An 18,420-nucleotide genomic window follows, 5' to 3' on the forward strand; every position below is an offset into this window, starting at 1 on the left:
GACATCCGCAAGGGATGTTCGCATGCTGGCGCCGCGTTAGCACAGGTTTGCCGCCGCGCAAACAGGCGTCAGAGCAGATGACGAAAAGCACGAGCCATTTTTGGATGGCATCATACCTTGCTTCCTTGCTGTGGATGCGATCCCAATCTTTGGCCACTCGGCCTAAAATCCTCCGCCTCTAGCTTTTACGAGATAGGAACCAGCGGATTTCCGTCTTTTCGGCAAGATCGAAGTCGATTTCGATCTGGTCCGAACCGCAGATGCCGGAGCTGTCGGCAAAGAAGATGTCCTCAGCGATCAGCACCTCATTGCCGGGCGCCGAAAACAGCCAGCTTTCGCCGTCCGGCGCTGTCAGCAGCACGGACTCCCCGTCACTCTGATGCAGGACGATCGAGGGATGGATATGAAAACGGGCGACAGCCTTCAGAGGTTCGTCATGCTCATATCCTTCGCGGACAACGAGCCGGTCGCGGCCTGTCACGATCGAGCCTGCGGCATTGAGTGTCAGCTCACGCTCGTGCAGCACCCCGAACACCCTGAGATAGCCGTCATGGCTGAGCTTGATGCCGTCGCGTCCGTCCTCGGTTTCGGCGCGCTCGACAGTGATGGTTCTCACCGGTTCGGTGATGGCGTGACTAAGGAAGGGTGAGGGCGAAAAACGGCTGGACGACGTGTCGTTGAGGATGACGGTGGAATGCGCCGCCGTCGTGCGCGCCATCTGGACATAACGATGCCCGGCAAATTTCGGCGAACCGGAATTGACGATGAAGCGATGACGGCCGGACGACATCTCGAAGGAGAGGCTGCCGGCATGCACGGTCCGAAGTGCGCCTCCCGAAGGCGGCGTGCCGGTATCGGCAATAATCACCGTCTTTCCCCCGGAAAGCCGCTGATAGCGCGACTGCGGCAAAGCCTTGAACGGCTGGCCGGCGGTCTCGTCATATCGCAGCACCGACATCAGCTCGTTTGCGAGCGTCGAGGTTGCCCCGTTGAACAGCGCAAGGTCTCCGTCCTGATGGCGAAAGAACCGCAATGCCGGATACATCCGGTCTATGCCGGAGATCAGCTTCTGCGGCAGGTCATGGCCGAGATTGACATAGGTCTGCCTGAGCGGCAGCAGATCGAGCAGCAATTCCAGCCCGACGCGCGGATTGCGCGAGACATGGCCGCCATCTGATAGAATCTGGCTATCGAATTCGCGGTCGAGTGCCTGCGCCGCCCTTCTCAGCGTGGAGGCGCGCGCCGGCATGGCGACGGAGGCCATGGCGAGCGCGATACGCAGCCGAAACAGCTCCAACCCGCCGAGGGTGAACGGCGCCATGCGGTGCAGGAACCTCACCTGGAACGCCAGCGACTTCATGAAGCGGCGATAGAAGCCGCGGTCGGCGTTCTGCAGCACCACCGGCGAATGCGACAGCCAGGCGATAACGCGTTGGGCGGTGACGTCGATCTCCCAGGCAATCCCCTCCATGCGACCGGCATGGATGGAAAGCCAGCTGTCGACGATCGCGCGGGCCGCAGCCGAACTACGCTCCGTCTTGTTCGCCCGCATATGCCGCAGCCAGCCGAAGCTGTGAAGACGCGTCGCGAAGGGGCGCGAGGGCAGGGTGAAGGTGAAGGGCGACTTTCCGTTCGTTTCCAGCATGCGCCCGGCCAGGAGAAACCGTCCGTTGAGGATTTCGTCGGCCACATGTGGATCGATGCTGCGGAGATCGGTCGGCGCGACGATCAGACGCTCGGGCACCTTGATCGAATGACGAAAGAGCTTCAGGCGCAGCAACGCGACGCGGCGCAAGGCGCGCCGCCAAGCCTCCCGAACATACATGCTCGCAAAACGCCGACCGGACTGCATATTCTATTGTCTATTGACCCTCGTGGTTAAGAATAGGTGAAAAGCGGCCGATTTCATCGTCCACAATGAATTAATTCGTGACAAGGTTCGAATATACGCAAATTAACGCGTTTCGCCTGAAATCGTGGGGACGGTTTTGGAAAAGGGCATGCGTGACCCGAGGCTATGAAGCACCTCGTATAATGCAGGCTCGCCGCGCGCGCTCAAGCCTTGCAATCAGGCCACGCGCCGCAGCACAGCCGCATAGAAGCCGTCGAGGCCGGAGCCGATGCCATCAGGCATTTTCAGCATGGTGGGAAGCGTACGGAATTCGCCGAGCGGCGTAATCGCCGCCTCAAGGCCGGGCCAGTCGCCGGCGCCGATCGGAACGCGCTCGACCGCATCCGTATCGGAAAGAACACGGGCGACGACTTCCTCACCCTCGACAGGATCGAGCGAACAATTCGAAAAAACCAGTGTGCCGCCCGGCTGCAGCAATGTCAGCGCATGACGCAGCAACCGCTCCTGCAGCGCCGCCAGCCGGGCGATATCCTCAGGCCCCTTGGTCCACAACACGTCAGGGTGCCGGCGTGTCGTGCCGGTGGAAGAGCAGGGAGCGTCGAGCAGGATCGCATCGAAGCGTTCCGCCGGCTCGAATGTCGTCAGGTCTGCCGCAATCGTCTCCGCCTTGAGGCCGAGCCGGTCGAGATTCGAGCGCAGCCGTCTCAGCCGGCTTTCCGACTGGTCGAGTGCGGTGACTGCGCCGCCGGCCAGGATGAGCTGCGCCGTCTTGCCGCCGGGCGCAGCACAGAGATCGGCGGTGCGTTTGCCGGAGAGATCGCCGAACAGCTTGGCCGGGATGCTTGCTGCCGCATCCTGCACCCACCACGCGCCCTCATCGAAGCCTTCGAGCGAAGGAATGCCGCCGTCGAAGGCGGCGAGCCGCACGCCGCCCGTGGGCAGGACGACGCCGGTAAGCCGCTTCGCCCAGCCTTCCGGGTCGGACTTGACGGTCAGATCGATTGCGGCCGGTTCGAGCTGGGATTCCGAAATCGCCAGCGCCGCGTCCCGGCCATAGGCCTTTTCCAACCTGGCGATGAACCAGGCCGGCATCGGCGCGACCTTGCCGATCGCATCAAGCACCTGCTCCTTCTCGCGGCCGAGCCGGCGGAGGATGGCATTGACGAGCTTGGCGAAACGGCGATTGCGTGGATCCAGATTGGCCTGCTCGACGGCAAGATCGACAGCCGAATGATCCGGCACATCGAGATAGAGGATCTGCGCCGCCCCGATGGCGAGCACGTGATGCAGCGCCCTTGCCCCCTCCGGCAGCGGCGAATCCAGCAACGCGGCAATCGCGGCATCGATGCGCGGCAGATGGCGCAGCGTCGTGTTCAGGATGGCGCGGACGAGCGCCCGGTCGCTTTCGCCGAGCGCCCTATAGGCCGGATTGCCGTGTTCATGATCGAGAGCGCCGTCGAGCGGCAGCTTGCGGTCGACGACGGCTGCAAGAATTTTTGCCGCCGCTGCCCGGGCCTGCAAGCCTGGCTTATCAGGCGCAGATCGCTCAGTGGAGGGCCTATGCTTGCGGAATGGCTTCTTCGTGCCGTCTGAATTCAAGACCACGGACCTTTTGGCGGTTGCGAACCACCGCGACCGAGGCCCGTATCCGGAACAGAGCGCGATTTGCGCGACGGATTAGCAGTACGAGCCGGCGACGTCGAGACATTCATGCCGCCTTGCGCCATGTCGTGCAGCGCAGCGATGCGGTTTTCCGTATTCGGATGGGTGGAAAACAGATTGTCCATGCGCTCGCCGGAGAGTGGATTGATGATGAACATATGCGCCGTCGCCGGGTTGCGCTCGGCATCTTCGTTCGGCACGTGAGCAGCGCCGCGCGCGATCTTGCCGAGCGCCGAAGCGAGCCAGAGCGGATTGCCGCAGATCTCGGCGCCGCGGCGGTCTGCCGAATATTCGCGCGTGCGGCTGATCGCCATCTGCACCAGCATGGCAGCGAGCGGCGCCACGATCATCGCGACGATGACGCCGACGAAGCCGAGGGGATTGTTGTTGTTCTCACGGTTGCCGCCGAAGAAGAAGGCGAAGTTGCCGAGCATAGAGATCGCGCCGGCAAGCGTTGCCGTGATCGTCATCGTCAGCGTGTCGCGGTTCTGAATGTGCGCTAGTTCGTGCGCCATCACGCCTGCGACTTCCTCGGGAGACAAGGCGCTGAGCAGGCCGGTCGAGGCGGCGACGGCTGAGTTATCGGGATTGCGGCCGGTGGCGAAGGCATTCGGCTGCGGGCTGTCGTAGAGATAGACCTTCGGCATCGGCAGGCCGGCATTGCGGGCGAGATCGCGCACGATCCGGAAGAATTCCGGCGCATTGCGCTCGTCGACCTCCTGCGCGCGATAGGCCGAAAGCACCATCCGGTCGGAATTCCAGTAGGAGAAGAAATTCATGCCGGCGGCAATGACGAATGCGATCATCATGCCGGCCCGACCGCCGATCAGGAAGCCGACAAACATGAAAAGCGCCGTCATGAAGGCAAGCAACATGGCAGTGCGAACGAGGTTCATTGCGGATCTCCATCTCCGATTTCGGCGTCACAAGCTTTTAATCCCGACACCGGCGCATTATGATTTGGTTATTCACCAGCCATTTTCAATATTTCCGGCAGGAGACGGCCATGCAGGACGCCGATAACGACAATAGCGAAACGCCGATGGCCGAGGGAACGGAGCCACCGCGTAAGATGCTGTCCCCGGCTGCCAGACGCGCCCTTGCCGAAGCCGAGGAGCGGCGAAAGAGCCAGAAGCCGCTGGAACTACCGCCGGAGATCGGCGGCCGCGGCGGAGCCGAGCCGGCGCGCTTCGGCGATTACGAAATCAATGGCCGAGCGATTGATTTCTAAGTCAATATTCCAATTGGCGTCTTACGATCGGAATAGCCGAGAATCCGGCTAACTAACGAGCGAGCCGCTCCGGACGGGCCGGAGCGGATCGATATGTCAGACGGTGGCCTTGTTTTGCCGGTTGGCGATCAGATCGTCGACGACGGCCGGATCGGCAAGTGTGGAGGTGTCGCCGAGAGCACCGAAATCGTCTTCGGCGATCTTGCGCAGGATGCGGCGCATGATCTTGCCGGAGCGGGTCTTCGGCAGGCCGGGCGCAAACTGGATCTTGTCAGGCGCGGCGATCGGGCCGATTTCAGCACGAACATGTTTCACCAGTTCCTGGCGAAGCGTATCCGATCCCTCGTGACCGGACATCAGCGTCACGTAGCAATAAATTCCCTGGCCCTTGATCGGATGCGGATAACCGACGACTGCGGCTTCCGAAACCAGGTTGTGAGAGACAAGCGCGGATTCCACCTCTGCCGTACCGAGCCGGTGGCCAGAGACGTTCAGCACGTCGTCGACGCGGCCGGTGATCCAATAATACCCGTCCGCATCGCGCCGGCAGCCGTCGCCGGTGAAATACTTGCCCTTGTAGGTGGAGAAATAGGTCTGAATGAAGCGCTCGTGATCGCCATAGACCGTGCGCATCTGACCTGGCCAGCTGTCGGTGATGCAGAGATTGCCGTCGGCCGGGCCTTCCAGCACCTTGCCCTCATTGTCGACCAGCTGCGGCTTGATGCCGAAGAACGGGGTCGTCGCCGAACCGGGTTTCAGATCGGTGGCGCCAGGCAGCGGCGTGATCATATGGCCGCCGGTTTCCGTCTGCCACCACGTATCGATGACAGGGCAGCGCTTGTCGCCGACGACATTGTAATACCACTCCCAGGCCTCGGGATTGATCGGCTCGCCGACCGTGCCGAGCAGGCGCAGCGAAGAACGCGAGGAGCGCGTGACGAATTCGTCACCGGCACCCATCAGCGAGCGGATTGCCGTCGGCGCAGTGTAGAAGATGTTGACCTTATGCTTGTCGATGACTTCCCAGAAACGGCCCTGATCCGGGAAGTTCGGCACGCCCTCGAACATCAGCGTCGTCGCGCAGTTTGCGAGCGGCCCGTAAACGATATAGGAGTGGCCGGTGACCCAGCCGACATCGGCCGTACACCAGTAGACGTCACCGTCGTGATAGTCGAAGACATATTCATGCGTCATCGCCGCATAGACGAGGTAACCGCCCGTCGTATGCAGCACGCCCTTCGGCTTGCCGGTCGAGCCTGACGTATAAAGAATGAAGAGCGGATCTTCCGCCTTCATCTTCACCGGCGGGCATTCCGCCTTCACCGTGGCGATCTCCTGATGATGCCAGAGATCGCGGCCCGGCGCCCAGCCGGTCTTGCCGCCGGTGCGGCGAACGACCAGCACCTTGCTGACCCTGACATGCTGTCGAGCGGCGATATCGATCGCCGTATCGGTATTGTCCTTCAGCGGCACCGGCTTGCCGCCGCGCACGCCTTCGTCGCAGGTGATGACGAAGGTGGATTCGCAGTCGACGATGCGCCCCGCCAGCGCCTCCGGCGAGAAGCCGCCGAAGACGACCGAATGCACCGCCCCGATGCGGGCGCAGGCAAGCATCGCATAGGCCGCTTCCGGGATCATCGGCATATAGATGGTGACGCGATCACCCTTCTTGACCCCGTGCTTCTTCAACACGTTCGCCATCCGGCAGACATGCTCGTAGAGCTCGTTATAGGTGACCTTCTTGTCGATATAGGGGTTGTCGCCTTCCCAGATGATCGCCACCTGGTCGCCATTCGTTTTCAGATGACGGTCGATGCAGTTGTAGGAGACGTTTGTCTGACCGTCCTCGAACCACTTGATCGAGACCTTGCCGGTAAAGGAAGTGTTCTTGACCTTGGTATAGGGCTTGAACCAGTCGATCCGCTTGCCGTGCTTGCCCCAGAACTTGTCCGGGTTCTCGACGCTTTCCTCGTACCATTTCAGGTACTTTTCCTTATCGATCAGGGCGCGCGCCTTCACCGGCTTCGTGACCGGATAGATCTTCTCCGACATGCAACTCCTCCTCATGGGACATGCGACGGGCCGCGTGAGCTAGGAAGGGCCCGGACTTGAAATCACGGCAATTCATAGCAGTTCGCATCGCAACGGCAATTAGACAAAGGTCATTTCATTTCGGAAGAATTGCAATTATGCGACAGTGCGGTTATATAGCGGCATATTTCCCGGACATTGTGGTGACAATCCACGGACCGCGACCGGCGCGGACGATAGAAGGACTATATCCATGGCTCAAACACTGCTCATGCCGAAGGCGACCGCCATCTGGCTCGTCGACAATACGGCACTGTCTTTCGATCAGATCGCGCAGTTCTGCAAACTGCATCCGCTCGAAGTCAAGGCGATCGCCGACGGCGAAGCGGCGCAGGGCATCAAGGGCCTCGACCCGATCTCGACAGGACAGCTTTCCCGCGACGAGATTGCCCGCGCCGAGGCCAATCCGAACCACAAGCTTAAGCTTTCCGAACCGAAGGTGCGCGTGCCGGAATCCAAGCGCCGCGGTCCGCGTTATACGCCGGTTTCCAAGCGTCAGGACCGCCCTAACGCCATTCTCTGGCTCGTTCGCAACCATCCGGAGCTGAAGGACGCGCAGATTTCCCGCCTGGTCGGCACGACCAAGTCGACCATCGAGCAAATCCGCGAGCGCACCCACTGGAACTCCGCCAACCTGGCGCCGATGGATCCAGTAACGCTCGGCCTCTGCAGCCAGATCGATCTCGACTTGGAAGTGGAAAAGGCCTCCAAGGGCCGTCCGCTGCCGACCGCCGCCGAGCTTGGCGCGACGCTGCAATCGGCACAGGAGACCGAACGCCTGACCCCGAGCTACGAGCGCGAGGAGGAAAAGGAAAAGGAAATCGACGCCGATGCCGTCTTCCGCAAGCTGAGCTCGCTGCGCTCGGCCCCGAAGGACGAGGACGACGATCAGTACTGAGATATCAGCGATTTCATGAAAAACCCCGCCGGTATGAGCTGACCGGCGGGGCTTTTTGTTGCGAATTGCCTGTTTCGAATTAGCTGCGGAACAGGGTGAGAATGTTCTGCGCCGAACTGTTGGCGATCGAGAGCGACTGGACGGCGAGCTGCTGCTGCGTTTGCAACGCCGAGAGCTTGCTTGATTCCTCTTCCATATCGGCATCGACCAGGCGGCCGACGCCGGAGTCGATCGAATCGTGAAGGCCGCTGACGAAAGTTTCCTGCAGCTGAATACGGGTCGAGATCGAGCCCAATGCCGAGCCCGCGGCGGTCATAGCGCCGAGAACCAGTTCGACACCGGTCAGGGCTGCGTCAAGCTGACCCTGGGTGAAACCGGTGATGTCGAGATCATATATTGACGCCATGACGATGACGGTGCCGCCATAGGTTCCGTTGAAGGCCGTGCCGATGATGCCGCTTGATGTCTCGATTGCACCGGTGCTCGTCATGCCGAAAAGCACGTTTCCAAGCGAGCCTGAATCGAGCACGTAGTCCGTCATCTTGACCGAAACGGCATTGCTGCCGTCGCGGACGAAGGACGAAACGACGCTCTTCGTGCCGGAGGCGCCGGCAACCCAGTTTTCGCCGGAGAAGGACGCCGATTGTGCGATGCTGAGCAGCTGCTCCTGCAACTGGTCGAGTTCTTGCTGGATCTTCGTCTTGTCGACGCCCTTTTCCGTGGCGGCGACGATCTTGGCCTTGATGTCGCTGACGACATCGAGCGCGCTGTCCATAGCCGAATAGGCCGTGTCGACCTTGGCTGCGCCGAGACCGAGCGCGTCGGAGACGGCCGAAAGCGCTTTGTTGTCAGAACGCATGGTCGTAGCAATCGACCAGTAAGCGGCATTGTCAGCCGCCTTTTCGACACGATAACCCGATGAAACGCGACCCTGGGTGTCCTTGAGGCTATCGTTTACGCCGCGCAAAGTCTGCAGCGCTGCCATGGCAGCGTTGTTGGTAAGGATGCTTGTCATGATCCGTTCCACAATCGTTGAGAAAGGGGCAATCCGGACTAGGCCGGTAACGGCGACCGCGTCATGCAAAGCCTGCTATGCAAGCCATTGCCGTTAACAAATGCTTGCATCAACATGGTTAACAATTCCTCAATTAGGCTTACCGAAAGTTTAATTCACATCGGCAGGGAGCCGAAACCACGCCCACGCAGCGCCTCGGCAATTTCCTCTAAAATCGTTGGATCATCAATGGTTGCAGGCATTTTCCAGGGTATGCCGTCGGCGATCTTCTGCATCGTGCCGCGCAGGATTTTGCCGGAGCGTGTCTTCGGCAACCGGTTTACGATGATAGCCGTCTTGAAGGCAGCAACAGGCCCGATCGAATCACGAATCATCGCCACCACCTCTGATTCGATCGCCGTTGCGTCACGGGAAACATGTCGTTTCAGCACCAGGAAACCGCAGGGCGCCTGACCCTTCAGCACATCGATCACGCCGATGACAGCGCATTCGGCGACATCGGGATGGCGCGCACAGACCTCCTCCATCGCCCCGGTCGAGAGCCGATGACCGGCGCAATTGATGATGTCGTCGGTGCGCGACATGATGAAGAGATAGCCATCCTCATCGACGTAGCCCGCATCGGCCGTCTTGTAGTAACCGGGAAACTCATCGAGATAGGCCGATCGGAAACGTTCGTCCGCGTTCCAGAGGGTCGGCAGGCAGCCGGGCGGCAAGGGCAGCTTGACGACAATATTGCCGAGCGTTCCCGCCTCGATCGGATGACCGGCATCATCGAGCACCGCCATATCATAGCCGGGCATCGGCAGTGCCGGCGAACCGTGCTTGATGGGAAGGGCGCCGAGGCCAAGCGGATTTGCGGCAATCGGCCAGCTGGTCTCCGTCTGCCACCAATGATCGATGACGGGTATGCCAAGCATACGCTCCGCCCATTTCAGCGTCTCCGGATCCGCCCTCTCGCCGGCCAGAAACAGCGCGCGTAGATCCGGCATCGGATACTTGTGCATCAATTCACCATCACCATCCTCCCGCCGGATGGCTCGGAATGCCGTCGGCGCCGTGAACAGCACCCGCACCTTATACTCCGAAACGATGCGCCAGAATGTTCCCGCATCCGGAGTGCCGACCGGTTTTCCCTCGAAGATCAGAGTGGTTACACCGGCGAGCAGCGGGGCATAGACGATATAGGAATGTCCGACGACCCAGCCGATATCCGAAGCCGTCCAGAAGACCTCTCCCGGCTTCAAGCCGTAGATATTCCGCATCGACCAGTTGAGCGCGACCATATGGCCGCCATTGTCGCGCACGACGCCCTTCGGCTGGCCCGTCGTGCCCGATGTATAGAGGATGTAGAGCGGATCGGTCGCCTTGACGGAGACGCAGGCGATCTCGGCGCCACGATGCTGCGCCACCGCCGCCTCGAAATCCTGATCGCGGCCGCTGACGAGATCTGCCCGAAGCTCCGGTCGCTGCAACACCAGACAGCGCCCCGGTTTCGAACGCGCAATCTCGATCGCCTGATCGACCAGGGGCTTGTAGGCGACGATGCGACCAGGCTCGAGCCCGCAGCTCGCGGTGATTACCAGCTTCGCACCGCAATCATCGATGCGCGCCGCAAGTTCGCTGGCGGCAAACCCGCCGAAAACGACGGAGTGAACCGCACCGATGCGGGCGCAGGCGAGCATGGAAAAGACCGCCTGCGGCACCATCGGCATATAAAGGATGACACGATCACCCTTGCCGATGCCGCGCTCGACCAACGCTGCTGCGATGGCCATCACTTCCCGAAGCACCTCATCATAGCTAAAATGGCGCTTCTCGCCGTTCATTGCGCTGTCGAAGATGACCGCTGTCTCGCCGCCGCGGCCGGCGGCCACATGCCGGTCCAGGCAATTGTGGCAGGTATTGGTTTCCGCGCCGGAGAACCAGCGGCCATAGACGCCCTCATTGGGCGAGAAAATCCGCTCCGGCGGCTTGAACCAGTCGATGTCATTGGCCGCTTCGCGCCAGAAGGCTTCGGGATCACCTTTCCAGGCCGCATAGGTCTGATGATAGCCGTTCTGCATCTGCTCCTCCCCAGGACATGCAAACCTCGATATCAATCTAGGCGGCATTAAGGGGAACAGGAAGCCCGACCAAAGCAGCGTTTCAGCGCGTGCCGAAAATTGCGGATCCCACACGCACGCTGGTGGCGCCGAAGGCGATTGCCGTCCCGTAGTCACCCGACATGCCCATGGAAAGTTTTCCGACGCCGCATTTGAGCGCGAGCTTTGCCAGCAGGGCGAAATGCGGTCCGGGATTTTCCTCGGCCGGCGGAATGCACATCAAACCTTCGATTGAAAGGCCGAGCTCGTCGCGGCAAAGGGCGACGAAGGCCGGCGTGTCGTCGGGAGCGATACCCGCTTTCTGCGGTTCGAGCCCGGTATTGACCTGGACATAGAGCCGCGGCGTCTTGCCCTGCCGCTTCATCTCATCGGCAAGCGCGCGGGCGATCTTTTCCCGGTCCACCGTCTCGATGACGTCGAAAAGCGCTACCGCATCCGCAGCCTTGTTCGATTGCAGCGGCCCGATCAGATGCAATTCGATATCCGGACGCTCGGCTTTCAGCGCCGGCCACTTGCCCTGGCTTTCCTGCACCCGGTTCTCGCCGAAGACGCGCTGTCCGGCTTCGATGGCCGGACCGATCGCGTCCGCCTCGAAAGTCTTCGACACCGCGACCAGCTGAACGGAACCCGCCGGACGACCTGCCGCGCGTTCCCCGGCCGCAATCCGTGATCGCACATCGTTCAACCGCTCTTGAAGTTCCATTGTTCTGCCTCGACATACCAGCATGAAAGGATTGGCAATGAACTAACCAGCCAACCTGTGCTTGCCAAGACCCGCCTTCGCGAAATCGCTTGCGCGTGATCAAGATCGGACGCTTGCAGCGCCTGCAAAACTTGACGCTACGGTGGTTTCATGGTGAAGGTCTCGACCAACTCCCCTGATTTTCCGGAAATACGAATACTATGGCCACCGAACGTTATAATCCGCGCGATGCCGAACCCCGCTGGCAGCAGAAATGGAATGAAGACAAGGTCTTCGAGACCGACAATGCCGATCCGCGCGAAAAATATTACGTCCTCGAAATGTTCCCCTATCCGTCGGGGCGCATCCATATGGGCCATGTCCGCAATTACGCCATGGGCGATGTCGTCGCCCGCTACAAGCGCGCCCGCGGCTACAACGTGCTGCATCCGATGGGCTGGGACGCCTTCGGCATGCCGGCAGAGAATGCCGCCATGGAGCGTGGTGTTCACCCCGCCTCCTGGACCTACCAGAATATCGGCTCAATGAAGGCGCAGCTGAAGGCCATGGGGCTTTCACTGGACTGGAGCCGAGAGTTCGCCACCTGCGACGTTGAATATTACCAGCAGCAGCAGCATCTCTTCCTGGATTTCCTGGAGAAGGGCCTGGTCTATCGCAAACAGTCGAAGGTCAACTGGGATCCTGTCGATAACACCGTGCTGGCCAACGAACAGGTGATCGATGGCCGCGGCTGGCGTTCCGGTGCGCTCGTCGAGCAGCGCGAACTGACGCAATGGTTCTTCAAGATCACCGACTTCAGCCAGGATCTGCTGGACGCGCTGGATACGCTCGATCAGTGGCCGGAAAAAGTGCGCCTGATGCAGAAGAACTGGATCGGCCGTTCGGAAGGCCTGACGATCCGCTGGGAGATCGTGCCGGAAACGGCACCGGCCGGCGAGAGCGAAGTCACCGTCTATACCACCCGACCGGACACGCTCTTCGGCGCCTCCTTCCTGGCGATCGCCGCCGATCATCCGCTGGCAAAGGATGCCGCCGCGAAGAACCCGGCTATCGAAGCTTTCTGCGAGGAGTGCCGCCGCGCCGGCACGTCGCTCGCAGCACTCGAGACCGCCGAAAAGAAGGGCATGGATACCGGTATCCGCGTCAGGCACCCGCTCGATCCCTCCTGGGAGCTGCCGGTCTATATCGCCAATTTCGTCCTGATGGATTATGGCACGGGCGCGATCTTCGGCTGCCCCTCGGGCGACCAACGCGACCTTGATTTTGCTCGGAAATATGGCTTGCCGGTGGTGCCCGTCGTCATGCCGAGGGATGGCGATGCCGCAAACCTTTCCGTCGTCGACACCGCCTATGACGGTGATGGCGTGATGATCAACTCCCGTTTCCTCGACGGCAAGACGACCGAGGAAGCCTTCAATATCGTCGCCGACCGGCTGTCGGCCGCTTCGCTCGGCAATGCGCCGCAGGGCGAGCGCAAGGTCAATTTCCGTCTGCGCGACTGGGGCATTTCCCGCCAGCGTTATTGGGGCTGCCCGATCCCGGTCATTCATTGCGATGATTGCGGTGTCGTGCCGGTGCCGAAGGAGGATTTGCCGGTCAAGCTGCCCGATGATGTCACCTTCGACCAGCCGGGCAATCCGCTTGACCGTCATCCGACCTGGCGCCATGTCTCCTGCCCGAACTGTGGCAAGGATGCACGCCGCGAGACGGATACGATGGACACCTTCGTCGATTCGAGTTGGTATTTCACCCGCTTCACCGCGCCCTGGGAGGAAAAGCCGACCGATCCGCAGGCGGCAAACCGCTGGCTGCCGGTCGACCAGTATATTGGCGGCATCGAGCACGCGATCCTGCACCTGCTCTATTCCCGCTTCTTCACCCGCGCCATGCGCGAGACCGGTCACGTGGCCGCCACCGAACCTTTCAAGGGTCTCTTCACCCAGGGCATGGTGGTCCACGAAACCTATTGCCGCGGCGCAGGCGCCAGCCGCGAATGGGTGGCACCCGCCGATATCCGCATCGACGAACTCGACGGCAAACGCCGGGCTTTCTTGCTGACGAACAACGAGGAAGTCGCGATCGGCTCGATCGAGAAAATGTCGAAATCGAAAAAGAACGTCGTCGATCCCGACGATATCATCGCCTCCTACGGCGCCGATACCGCTCGTTTCTTCGTTCTGTCCGACTCCCCGCCGGAACGTGATGTTATCTGGTCCGAGGCAGGCGTCGAGGGCGCTCATCGCTTTACCCAGCGTCTGTGGCGCCTGATTTCCGAAGCCGCGGACGCGCTCTCCGCCGTCGCACCGGCGCCGGCAATCGATGGGGACGCGTTGTCAATCTCCCAGGCTGCCCACAAGACGCTGAAGGCGGTCCAGAACGACTATGACAAGCTCTGGTTCAACAAAGCCGTTGCCCGAATTTATGAACTCGTCAACGCGCTGGCCGCACCGATGACGAGGGTTGCAGCAGGCGAGGGTGATGCCACCTATCGCGCGGCCGTACGCGATGCCGCCGAGATCCTGATTCAGCTCGTCTCTCCGATGACGCCGCATCTGGCTGAGGAATGCTGGGCCGCGCTCGGCAATGCAGGACTGCTTGCCCGGGCAAGCTGGCCGCAATACGACGAAACACTCGTCATCGAAAACGATGTCGTCCTGCCGGTACAGATCAACGGCAAGAAGCGCGCTGAATTGACAATTTCTCGCGATGCAGATCAGAATGCCGTCACCGACGCCGTGCTGGATCTGGATGCGGTGAAGAACGCGTTGAACGGACAGGCACCGAAGAAGATCATCGTGGTTCCCCAAAGGATTGTAAACATTGTCGTCTGATATCGCTTGCAAGCTGGCTCGCAATGCCGGCATCGCCATGATCCTTGCCTCCGCGGCTTTTCTCTCCGCCTGCCAGGTTCGCCCGCTCTACTCCGAGAATTCCGGTGTCACTGAAAAGCTTTCCTCGGTCGGCTTTTCCCCGGCAGGCAGCCGCATCGAGCAGCAGGTTCGTAACCACTTGATCTTCCTTGCGTCGCGTGGGGCCGGCGAGCCTGAAAAACCGGAATATCAGGTCGAAATGCACGCCTCATCCACCGTTGCCGATACGCTGCTTACGGAATCCGCCGATACGTCGCGAGCCGGTCGTGTGACCGTCAGCGTCACCTACACGCTGCGCGCGGCGACCGACAATCACGTCATCAAGGCCGGCAGCCGGGCGACCACGGCGCTGGTGGATTTCCCTGACCAGGAATTTGCCAAGCAGCGGGCAATCCGCGATGCCGAAAACCGAGCGGCGGATCAGGTGGCGGAATTCGTAGGAGCCGATATCGCCGCTGCTCTCAGCCGCTGAGGGCGGAGATGTGGCAGAGATAAAATCCCACGAATTCGAGACTTTCCTGCAGAAATCGGCGCGGAACTATCGGATTTTCGTCATCTACGGGCCGGATCGCGGCCTCGTTTCCGAACGAGCAGGCTTGCTCGCCGGTAAGACTGGTGTCGCGCTCAATGATCCTTTCTCGCTGACGAAACTCGATATCGGCGACCTGCAGAAGGATCCCGGGCGGTTGGTCGACGAGGTCCAGTCGATCGGGCTGTTCGGCGGTGAGAAATTGATCTGGATCCGTGGCGCCGCCAACGAGAAATACCTCGTCGATTCCCTGGCCTTGCTGGCCGAAAAACCACTCGAAGCCGCCTATCTGATCATCGAGGCCGGCGACCTGAAGAAGGGCTCGTTGCTGCGCAAGATGGCGGAGGCCGCGCGATCTGTCATGACGATCCCGTCCTACGCCGATGACAGCCGCGCTCTCAATGCCTTGATCGATACTGAGCTCGGGGCAGAGAAGCTCGGCATTACGCCGGCCGCGCGCCAGGCGCTCATAGCCTTGATCGGCGGTGACAGGATCGCTTCCCGAAACGAGGTTCGCAAGCTTGCTCTATACTGCCGCGGCTTCGATACAGTCGAAGAACATCACGTTACCGAAATAATCGGCGACGCCAGCGCCATCTCGGTTGACGACGCCGTCGATGCCATTCTCGGCGGCGATCTCAACGCCTTTTTGCACGCCATGCAAAAAATCAGCAGCTCGAAAACCGCGATCTTTCTCGTTCTGCAGACATGCCTGAAGCAATTCCAGCTTCTGGATTCGATGCGCGCCGAGATGGATGAAAAACGGCTGCAGCCGCCTCAGATCATGCAGACGATGGGGCGGCATCTGCATTTTCGCCGTAAACCGATCATCGAACAGGCATTACGCCAATGGACCGCGGAAAGCATCGCGCGGGAATCCAATCGGCTGCAGGCCGCTATTCTGCAAAGCCGGCGGCGACAGGTGCTAGAGGACAGCGTCGCAATGCAAACGCTTCTGTCCACCACCCTTCAATCCGGCCGGAAATCCGCCTGAGTAGCATCAGGCCGAGAATCGGAATCGATTTTCGGCCTGCACGATGCGAGGATTGAAAGAGTGGTGAGTGCGTCCTTTGCGCGTCCGAAAGGACGCACAGCGTTTTAGCGCCTCTCGAGCAAACGGCAGATTTCCTCCAGCTGCTCCAGTGACTTATAGGAAATTTTGATCTGGCCACCGCTCGCCTTGTGATTGATCGCAACCTCAAGACCGAGTGCATCGGAAAGTGTCCGCTCCAGCGCCAGCGTGTCGGAATCCTTCTGATCCCGTCGTAAGGCCGCCTGCTGTGGTTCCGACTGAGCCTTTATATTGTTCTGTGCCAGCTTTTCCGCGTCACGCACCGACATGCCCTTGGCAACGATCGTACGGGCAAGACTTGCCGGGTCAGATGTCGAAACCAGCGCACGCGCGTGCCCAGCCGATAGGCTGCCAGCGGCAAGCAGATCGCGAACCGGATCCGGCAGCTTCAACAAGCGCAAAGAGTTGGCAACGTGGCTGCGGCTTTTGCCAATGATTTCCCCAAGGTCGTTCTGGGTGTAACCATATTCAGCAATAAGCTGCTCATAGCCCAATGCCTCTTCGAGGGCATTGAGATCCGCGCGCTGCACGTTTTCGACAATAGCGATTTCCAGCGCCGTCTTATCATCCACGTCACGGACGATGACAGGAATCTCGATCAGCCCGGCAAGCTGAGCTGCGCGCCAACGTCGCTCGCCGGCGATGATTTCATATCGATCCCGCGACATAGTCCGCACAACAATTGGCTGAATGATACCGTGTTGGCGAATGGAACTTGCGAGATCATGCAGCTCAGCATCATCGAAGAAACGACGAGGATTGCGGGGATTACGGCTAACGAACTCGATCGGGATCATCCTGTCGGCACTGATAATCCGCTCGGCTTCCACCGGGACAGGCTGATCCATTTCACCAATCAACGCCGCAAGGCCACGGCCCAATCGCCTCTTCGATACATCGTCATTCATGATCTACACTCACCTACACCCCGAAAATGATATTACGCGGCCAGCCTTTGGCGCTCTCGCTGGATGACCTCGGAGGCCAGCTGCAGATAGGCCTGACTGCCCGCGCACTTCAAGTCATAGAGAATAGCCGGCTTGCCGTAGGACGGAGCTTCAGAAACCCGGACATTGCGCGGAATTAACGTGTGGTAAACCTTGTCGCCGAGATGCGTGCGCACGTCATTGACAACCTGCTGTGCCAGATTGTTGCGCGCATCGAACATCGTCAGGACGATCCCCTGAATATCCAGACGCGGGTTAACCGTCCGCCGAACCTGGCTGACAGTCTCAAGCAACTGACTCAACCCCTCCAGCGCAAAGAATTCACATTGCAGCGGAACCAAGACCGAATGAGCTGCTGCCATGGCATTCATCGTCAGCAGATTGAACGACGGCGGGCAGTCCAGAAGAATATAAGAAAACGCCATGGCTTCGGGCGAAGACAACGCTTTCCGCAGTTTGAAGACCCGATCGCTTTGCTGCGAGATCTCCATCTCGATGCCGAGCAGGTCCATCGTCGACGGGACGATAAAGAGATTGGGAACCGCTGTCTCGAGAGTTACGTCGGGGATCCCACGATCACCAACCATCAGATCATAGGAGGAAAGCTTGCGATCACGACGATCGATACCGAGGCCGGTGCTGGCATTGCCCTGCGGATCGAGATCAACGATCAAGACACGCTCGCCAATAGCAGCAAGCGCCGTTGCCAGATTGATTGCTGTGGTCGTTTTACCAACGCCACCCTTCTGATTTGCGATGGTGATAATCCGATGTCGTTCGCCAGCCATTGCCGCAATATCCCATCTGTTAAACCAAGCGCCGGAGATTTGATACTTCCAAAATAACGGATTCCTGCTCAACGGCGCTCTTATGTTCTAACAGATCGAATTCCCACCGACCACGTGCTTTGTCGATTTCCCTCAGGTAATCCCGGCCTTTGTGAAAAAAGCCACGACAATTTTCCTTGCCAAGCATCCAGGGGGCTGAATAGCCGAGGAGCCCGTCAAGATCGGCAAGGGCGCGCGCTGAAATCGCATCACATTCGCCCATCTCCGGATAGGCATCTTCGATTCGAAGGATATGCACGCTGCCGCGCGCATTGGTCTCCCGCAACGCTGTCCGCAGAAACGCCGCCTTTTTATGGTTGCTTTCGACCAGATGTACCCATCCGTCCTGCAATTCGGCCAGAAAAATCGCCGTAATGACGCCGGGAAAGCCACCGCCACTTCCGAGGTCGACCCAGCTTATCGGTTGCGGATGAATCTGAAAAACCTGGCTGCTATCAGCGATGTGCCGGTCCCATAAGTCTTCAAGGGTCGACGGCGCCACCAGATTAATAGCTTTCGCCCACTTCTGAAACAGCGCAGCGAAGTGTCGAAGCCGTTCCTGTGTTTCACGTGAAACACGCAAGCCGTTTAATTCCATTCTGAAAGACTCTCAAATCT

The 18,420-nt window shown here is 60.0% G+C and carries 15 protein-coding genes; 5 read left to right on the forward strand and 10 right to left on the reverse strand.

Annotated features, from left to right (window positions below; translation table 11 throughout):
* Positions 1–178: 178 nt before the first annotated feature.
* The 3 genes from U5G49_RS21820 to htpX all read right to left on the reverse strand — a co-directional run bounded on the left by U5G49_RS21820 (position 179) and on the right by htpX (position 4,410).
* A complete protein-coding gene (locus tag U5G49_RS21820) occupies positions 179–1,852 on the reverse strand; it encodes a heparinase II/III family protein (protein WP_018244142.1) in 1,674 nt (557 codons plus the stop codon).
* Positions 1,853–2,068: 216 nt separating this feature from the next.
* Positions 2,069–3,457 (reverse strand): RsmB/NOP family class I SAM-dependent RNA methyltransferase, encoded by a 1,389-nt coding sequence (locus U5G49_RS21825; RefSeq protein WP_193444523.1) that lies wholly within the window; start codon positions 3,455–3,457, stop codon positions 2,069–2,071.
* Positions 3,448–4,410: a zinc metalloprotease HtpX gene (gene htpX, locus U5G49_RS21830; protein WP_018448392.1), complete on the reverse strand. Its 963-nt coding sequence runs from the start codon at positions 4,408–4,410 to the stop codon at positions 3,448–3,450. Before htpX ends, U5G49_RS21825 begins: the two co-directional genes overlap by 10 nt.
* Positions 4,411–4,520: 110 nt before the next feature.
* Here htpX and U5G49_RS21835 point away from each other — a divergent pair, with 110 nt between their 5' ends.
* A complete protein-coding gene (locus U5G49_RS21835) occupies positions 4,521–4,745 on the forward strand; it encodes a DUF1674 domain-containing protein (protein ID WP_018448393.1) in 225 nt (74 codons plus the stop codon).
* 96 nt (positions 4,746–4,841) lie between these two features.
* Here U5G49_RS21835 and acs read toward each other — a convergent pair whose 3' ends face one another.
* On the reverse strand, positions 4,842–6,797 hold the full coding sequence (gene acs / locus U5G49_RS21840) for an acetate--CoA ligase (RefSeq protein ID WP_168331865.1): 1,956 nt from the start codon (positions 6,795–6,797) through the stop codon (positions 4,842–4,844).
* 232 nt (positions 6,798–7,029) lie between these two features.
* Here acs and U5G49_RS21845 point away from each other — a divergent pair, with 232 nt between their 5' ends.
* Positions 7,030–7,734, forward strand: a complete 705-nt coding sequence (locus tag U5G49_RS21845; RefSeq protein WP_193444522.1) for a DUF1013 domain-containing protein — start codon at positions 7,030–7,032, stop codon at positions 7,732–7,734.
* Between the two features lie 79 nt (positions 7,735–7,813).
* Here U5G49_RS21845 and U5G49_RS21850 read toward each other — a convergent pair whose 3' ends face one another.
* The 3 genes from U5G49_RS21850 to U5G49_RS21860 form a co-directional block, all read right to left on the reverse strand.
* Positions 7,814–8,749 carry a flagellin N-terminal helical domain-containing protein gene (locus U5G49_RS21850; RefSeq protein WP_018244147.1) on the reverse strand — a complete coding sequence of 312 codons (936 nt, stop codon included), beginning with the start codon at positions 8,747–8,749 and terminating at the stop codon, positions 7,814–7,816.
* 155 nt (positions 8,750–8,904) lie between these two features.
* Complete coding sequence (locus tag U5G49_RS21855) at positions 8,905–10,815, reverse strand: propionyl-CoA synthetase (protein ID WP_193444521.1); 1,911 nt, start codon at positions 10,813–10,815, stop codon at positions 8,905–8,907.
* An 82-nt stretch (positions 10,816–10,897) separates the two neighbouring features.
* Positions 10,898–11,557: a YggS family pyridoxal phosphate-dependent enzyme gene (locus tag U5G49_RS21860; RefSeq protein WP_018244149.1), complete on the reverse strand. Its 660-nt coding sequence runs from the start codon at positions 11,555–11,557 to the stop codon at positions 10,898–10,900.
* A 200-nt stretch (positions 11,558–11,757) separates the two neighbouring features.
* On the opposite strand from U5G49_RS21860, the gene leuS reads away from it, so the two are divergent.
* Genes leuS through holA form a run of 3 tightly spaced genes read left to right on the forward strand, consistent with a single transcriptional unit; the run spans position 11,758 to position 15,950 of the window.
* Complete coding sequence (gene leuS / locus U5G49_RS21865) at positions 11,758–14,388, forward strand: leucine--tRNA ligase (protein ID WP_193444520.1); 2,631 nt, start codon at positions 11,758–11,760, stop codon at positions 14,386–14,388.
* On the forward strand, positions 14,378–14,899 hold the full coding sequence (gene lptE, locus U5G49_RS21870; protein ID WP_018244151.1) for an LPS assembly lipoprotein LptE: 522 nt from the start codon (positions 14,378–14,380) through the stop codon (positions 14,897–14,899). Before leuS ends, lptE begins: the two co-directional genes overlap by 11 nt.
* A 10-nt stretch (positions 14,900–14,909) precedes the next feature.
* Positions 14,910–15,950, forward strand: a complete 1,041-nt coding sequence (gene holA, locus U5G49_RS21875; RefSeq protein WP_193444519.1) for a DNA polymerase III subunit delta — start codon at positions 14,910–14,912, stop codon at positions 15,948–15,950.
* A 104-nt stretch (positions 15,951–16,054) separates the two neighbouring features.
* Here holA and U5G49_RS21880 read toward each other — a convergent pair whose 3' ends face one another.
* Genes U5G49_RS21880 through rsmG form a run of 3 tightly spaced genes read right to left on the reverse strand, consistent with a single transcriptional unit; the run spans position 16,055 to position 18,400 of the window.
* Complete coding sequence (locus U5G49_RS21880) at positions 16,055–16,936, reverse strand: ParB/RepB/Spo0J family partition protein (RefSeq protein ID WP_193444518.1); 882 nt, start codon at positions 16,934–16,936, stop codon at positions 16,055–16,057.
* A 32-nt stretch (positions 16,937–16,968) separates the two neighbouring features.
* Positions 16,969–17,763 (reverse strand): ParA family protein, encoded by a 795-nt coding sequence (locus tag U5G49_RS21885; RefSeq protein ID WP_018244154.1) that lies wholly within the window; start codon positions 17,761–17,763, stop codon positions 16,969–16,971.
* Between the two features lie 19 nt (positions 17,764–17,782).
* On the reverse strand, positions 17,783–18,400 hold the full coding sequence (rsmG, locus tag U5G49_RS21890) for a 16S rRNA (guanine(527)-N(7))-methyltransferase RsmG (RefSeq protein ID WP_193444517.1): 618 nt from the start codon (positions 18,398–18,400) through the stop codon (positions 17,783–17,785).
* Positions 18,401–18,420: the final 20 nt, after the last annotated feature.

It is taken from the genome of Rhizobium indigoferae (genome assembly GCF_034554815.1).
GTDB lineage: Bacteria > Pseudomonadota > Alphaproteobacteria > Rhizobiales > Rhizobiaceae > Rhizobium > Rhizobium leguminosarum.

What these genes read in the sequence shown, in the direction of transcription:
- U5G49_RS21855 (WP_193444521.1), bottom strand. Translation starts at nt 10,815, where the DNA reads ATGCAGAACGGCTATCATCAGACCTATGCGGCCTGGAAAGGTGATCCC.
- leuS (WP_193444520.1), top strand. Translation starts at nt 11,758, where the DNA reads ATGGCCACCGAACGTTATAATCCGCGCGATGCCGAACCCCGCTGGCAG.
- htpX (WP_018448392.1), bottom strand. Translation starts at nt 4,410, where the DNA reads ATGAACCTCGTTCGCACTGCCATGTTGCTTGCCTTCATGACGGCGCTT.
- U5G49_RS21850 (WP_018244147.1), bottom strand. Translation starts at nt 8,749, where the DNA reads ATGACAAGCATCCTTACCAACAACGCTGCCATGGCAGCGCTGCAGACT.
- U5G49_RS21835 (WP_018448393.1), top strand. Translation starts at nt 4,521, where the DNA reads ATGCAGGACGCCGATAACGACAATAGCGAAACGCCGATGGCCGAGGGA.
- U5G49_RS21820 (WP_018244142.1), bottom strand. Translation starts at nt 1,852, where the DNA reads ATGCAGTCCGGTCGGCGTTTTGCGAGCATGTATGTTCGGGAGGCTTGG.
- U5G49_RS21860 (WP_018244149.1), bottom strand. Translation starts at nt 11,557, where the DNA reads ATGGAACTTCAAGAGCGGTTGAACGATGTGCGATCACGGATTGCGGCC.
- rsmG (WP_193444517.1), bottom strand. Translation starts at nt 18,400, where the DNA reads ATGGAATTAAACGGCTTGCGTGTTTCACGTGAAACACAGGAACGGCTT.
- acs (WP_168331865.1), bottom strand. Translation starts at nt 6,797, where the DNA reads ATGTCGGAGAAGATCTATCCGGTCACGAAGCCGGTGAAGGCGCGCGCC.
- U5G49_RS21880 (WP_193444518.1), bottom strand. Translation starts at nt 16,936, where the DNA reads ATGAATGACGATGTATCGAAGAGGCGATTGGGCCGTGGCCTTGCGGCG.
- U5G49_RS21885 (WP_018244154.1), bottom strand. Translation starts at nt 17,763, where the DNA reads ATGGCTGGCGAACGACATCGGATTATCACCATCGCAAATCAGAAGGGT.
- U5G49_RS21845 (WP_193444522.1), top strand. Translation starts at nt 7,030, where the DNA reads ATGGCTCAAACACTGCTCATGCCGAAGGCGACCGCCATCTGGCTCGTC.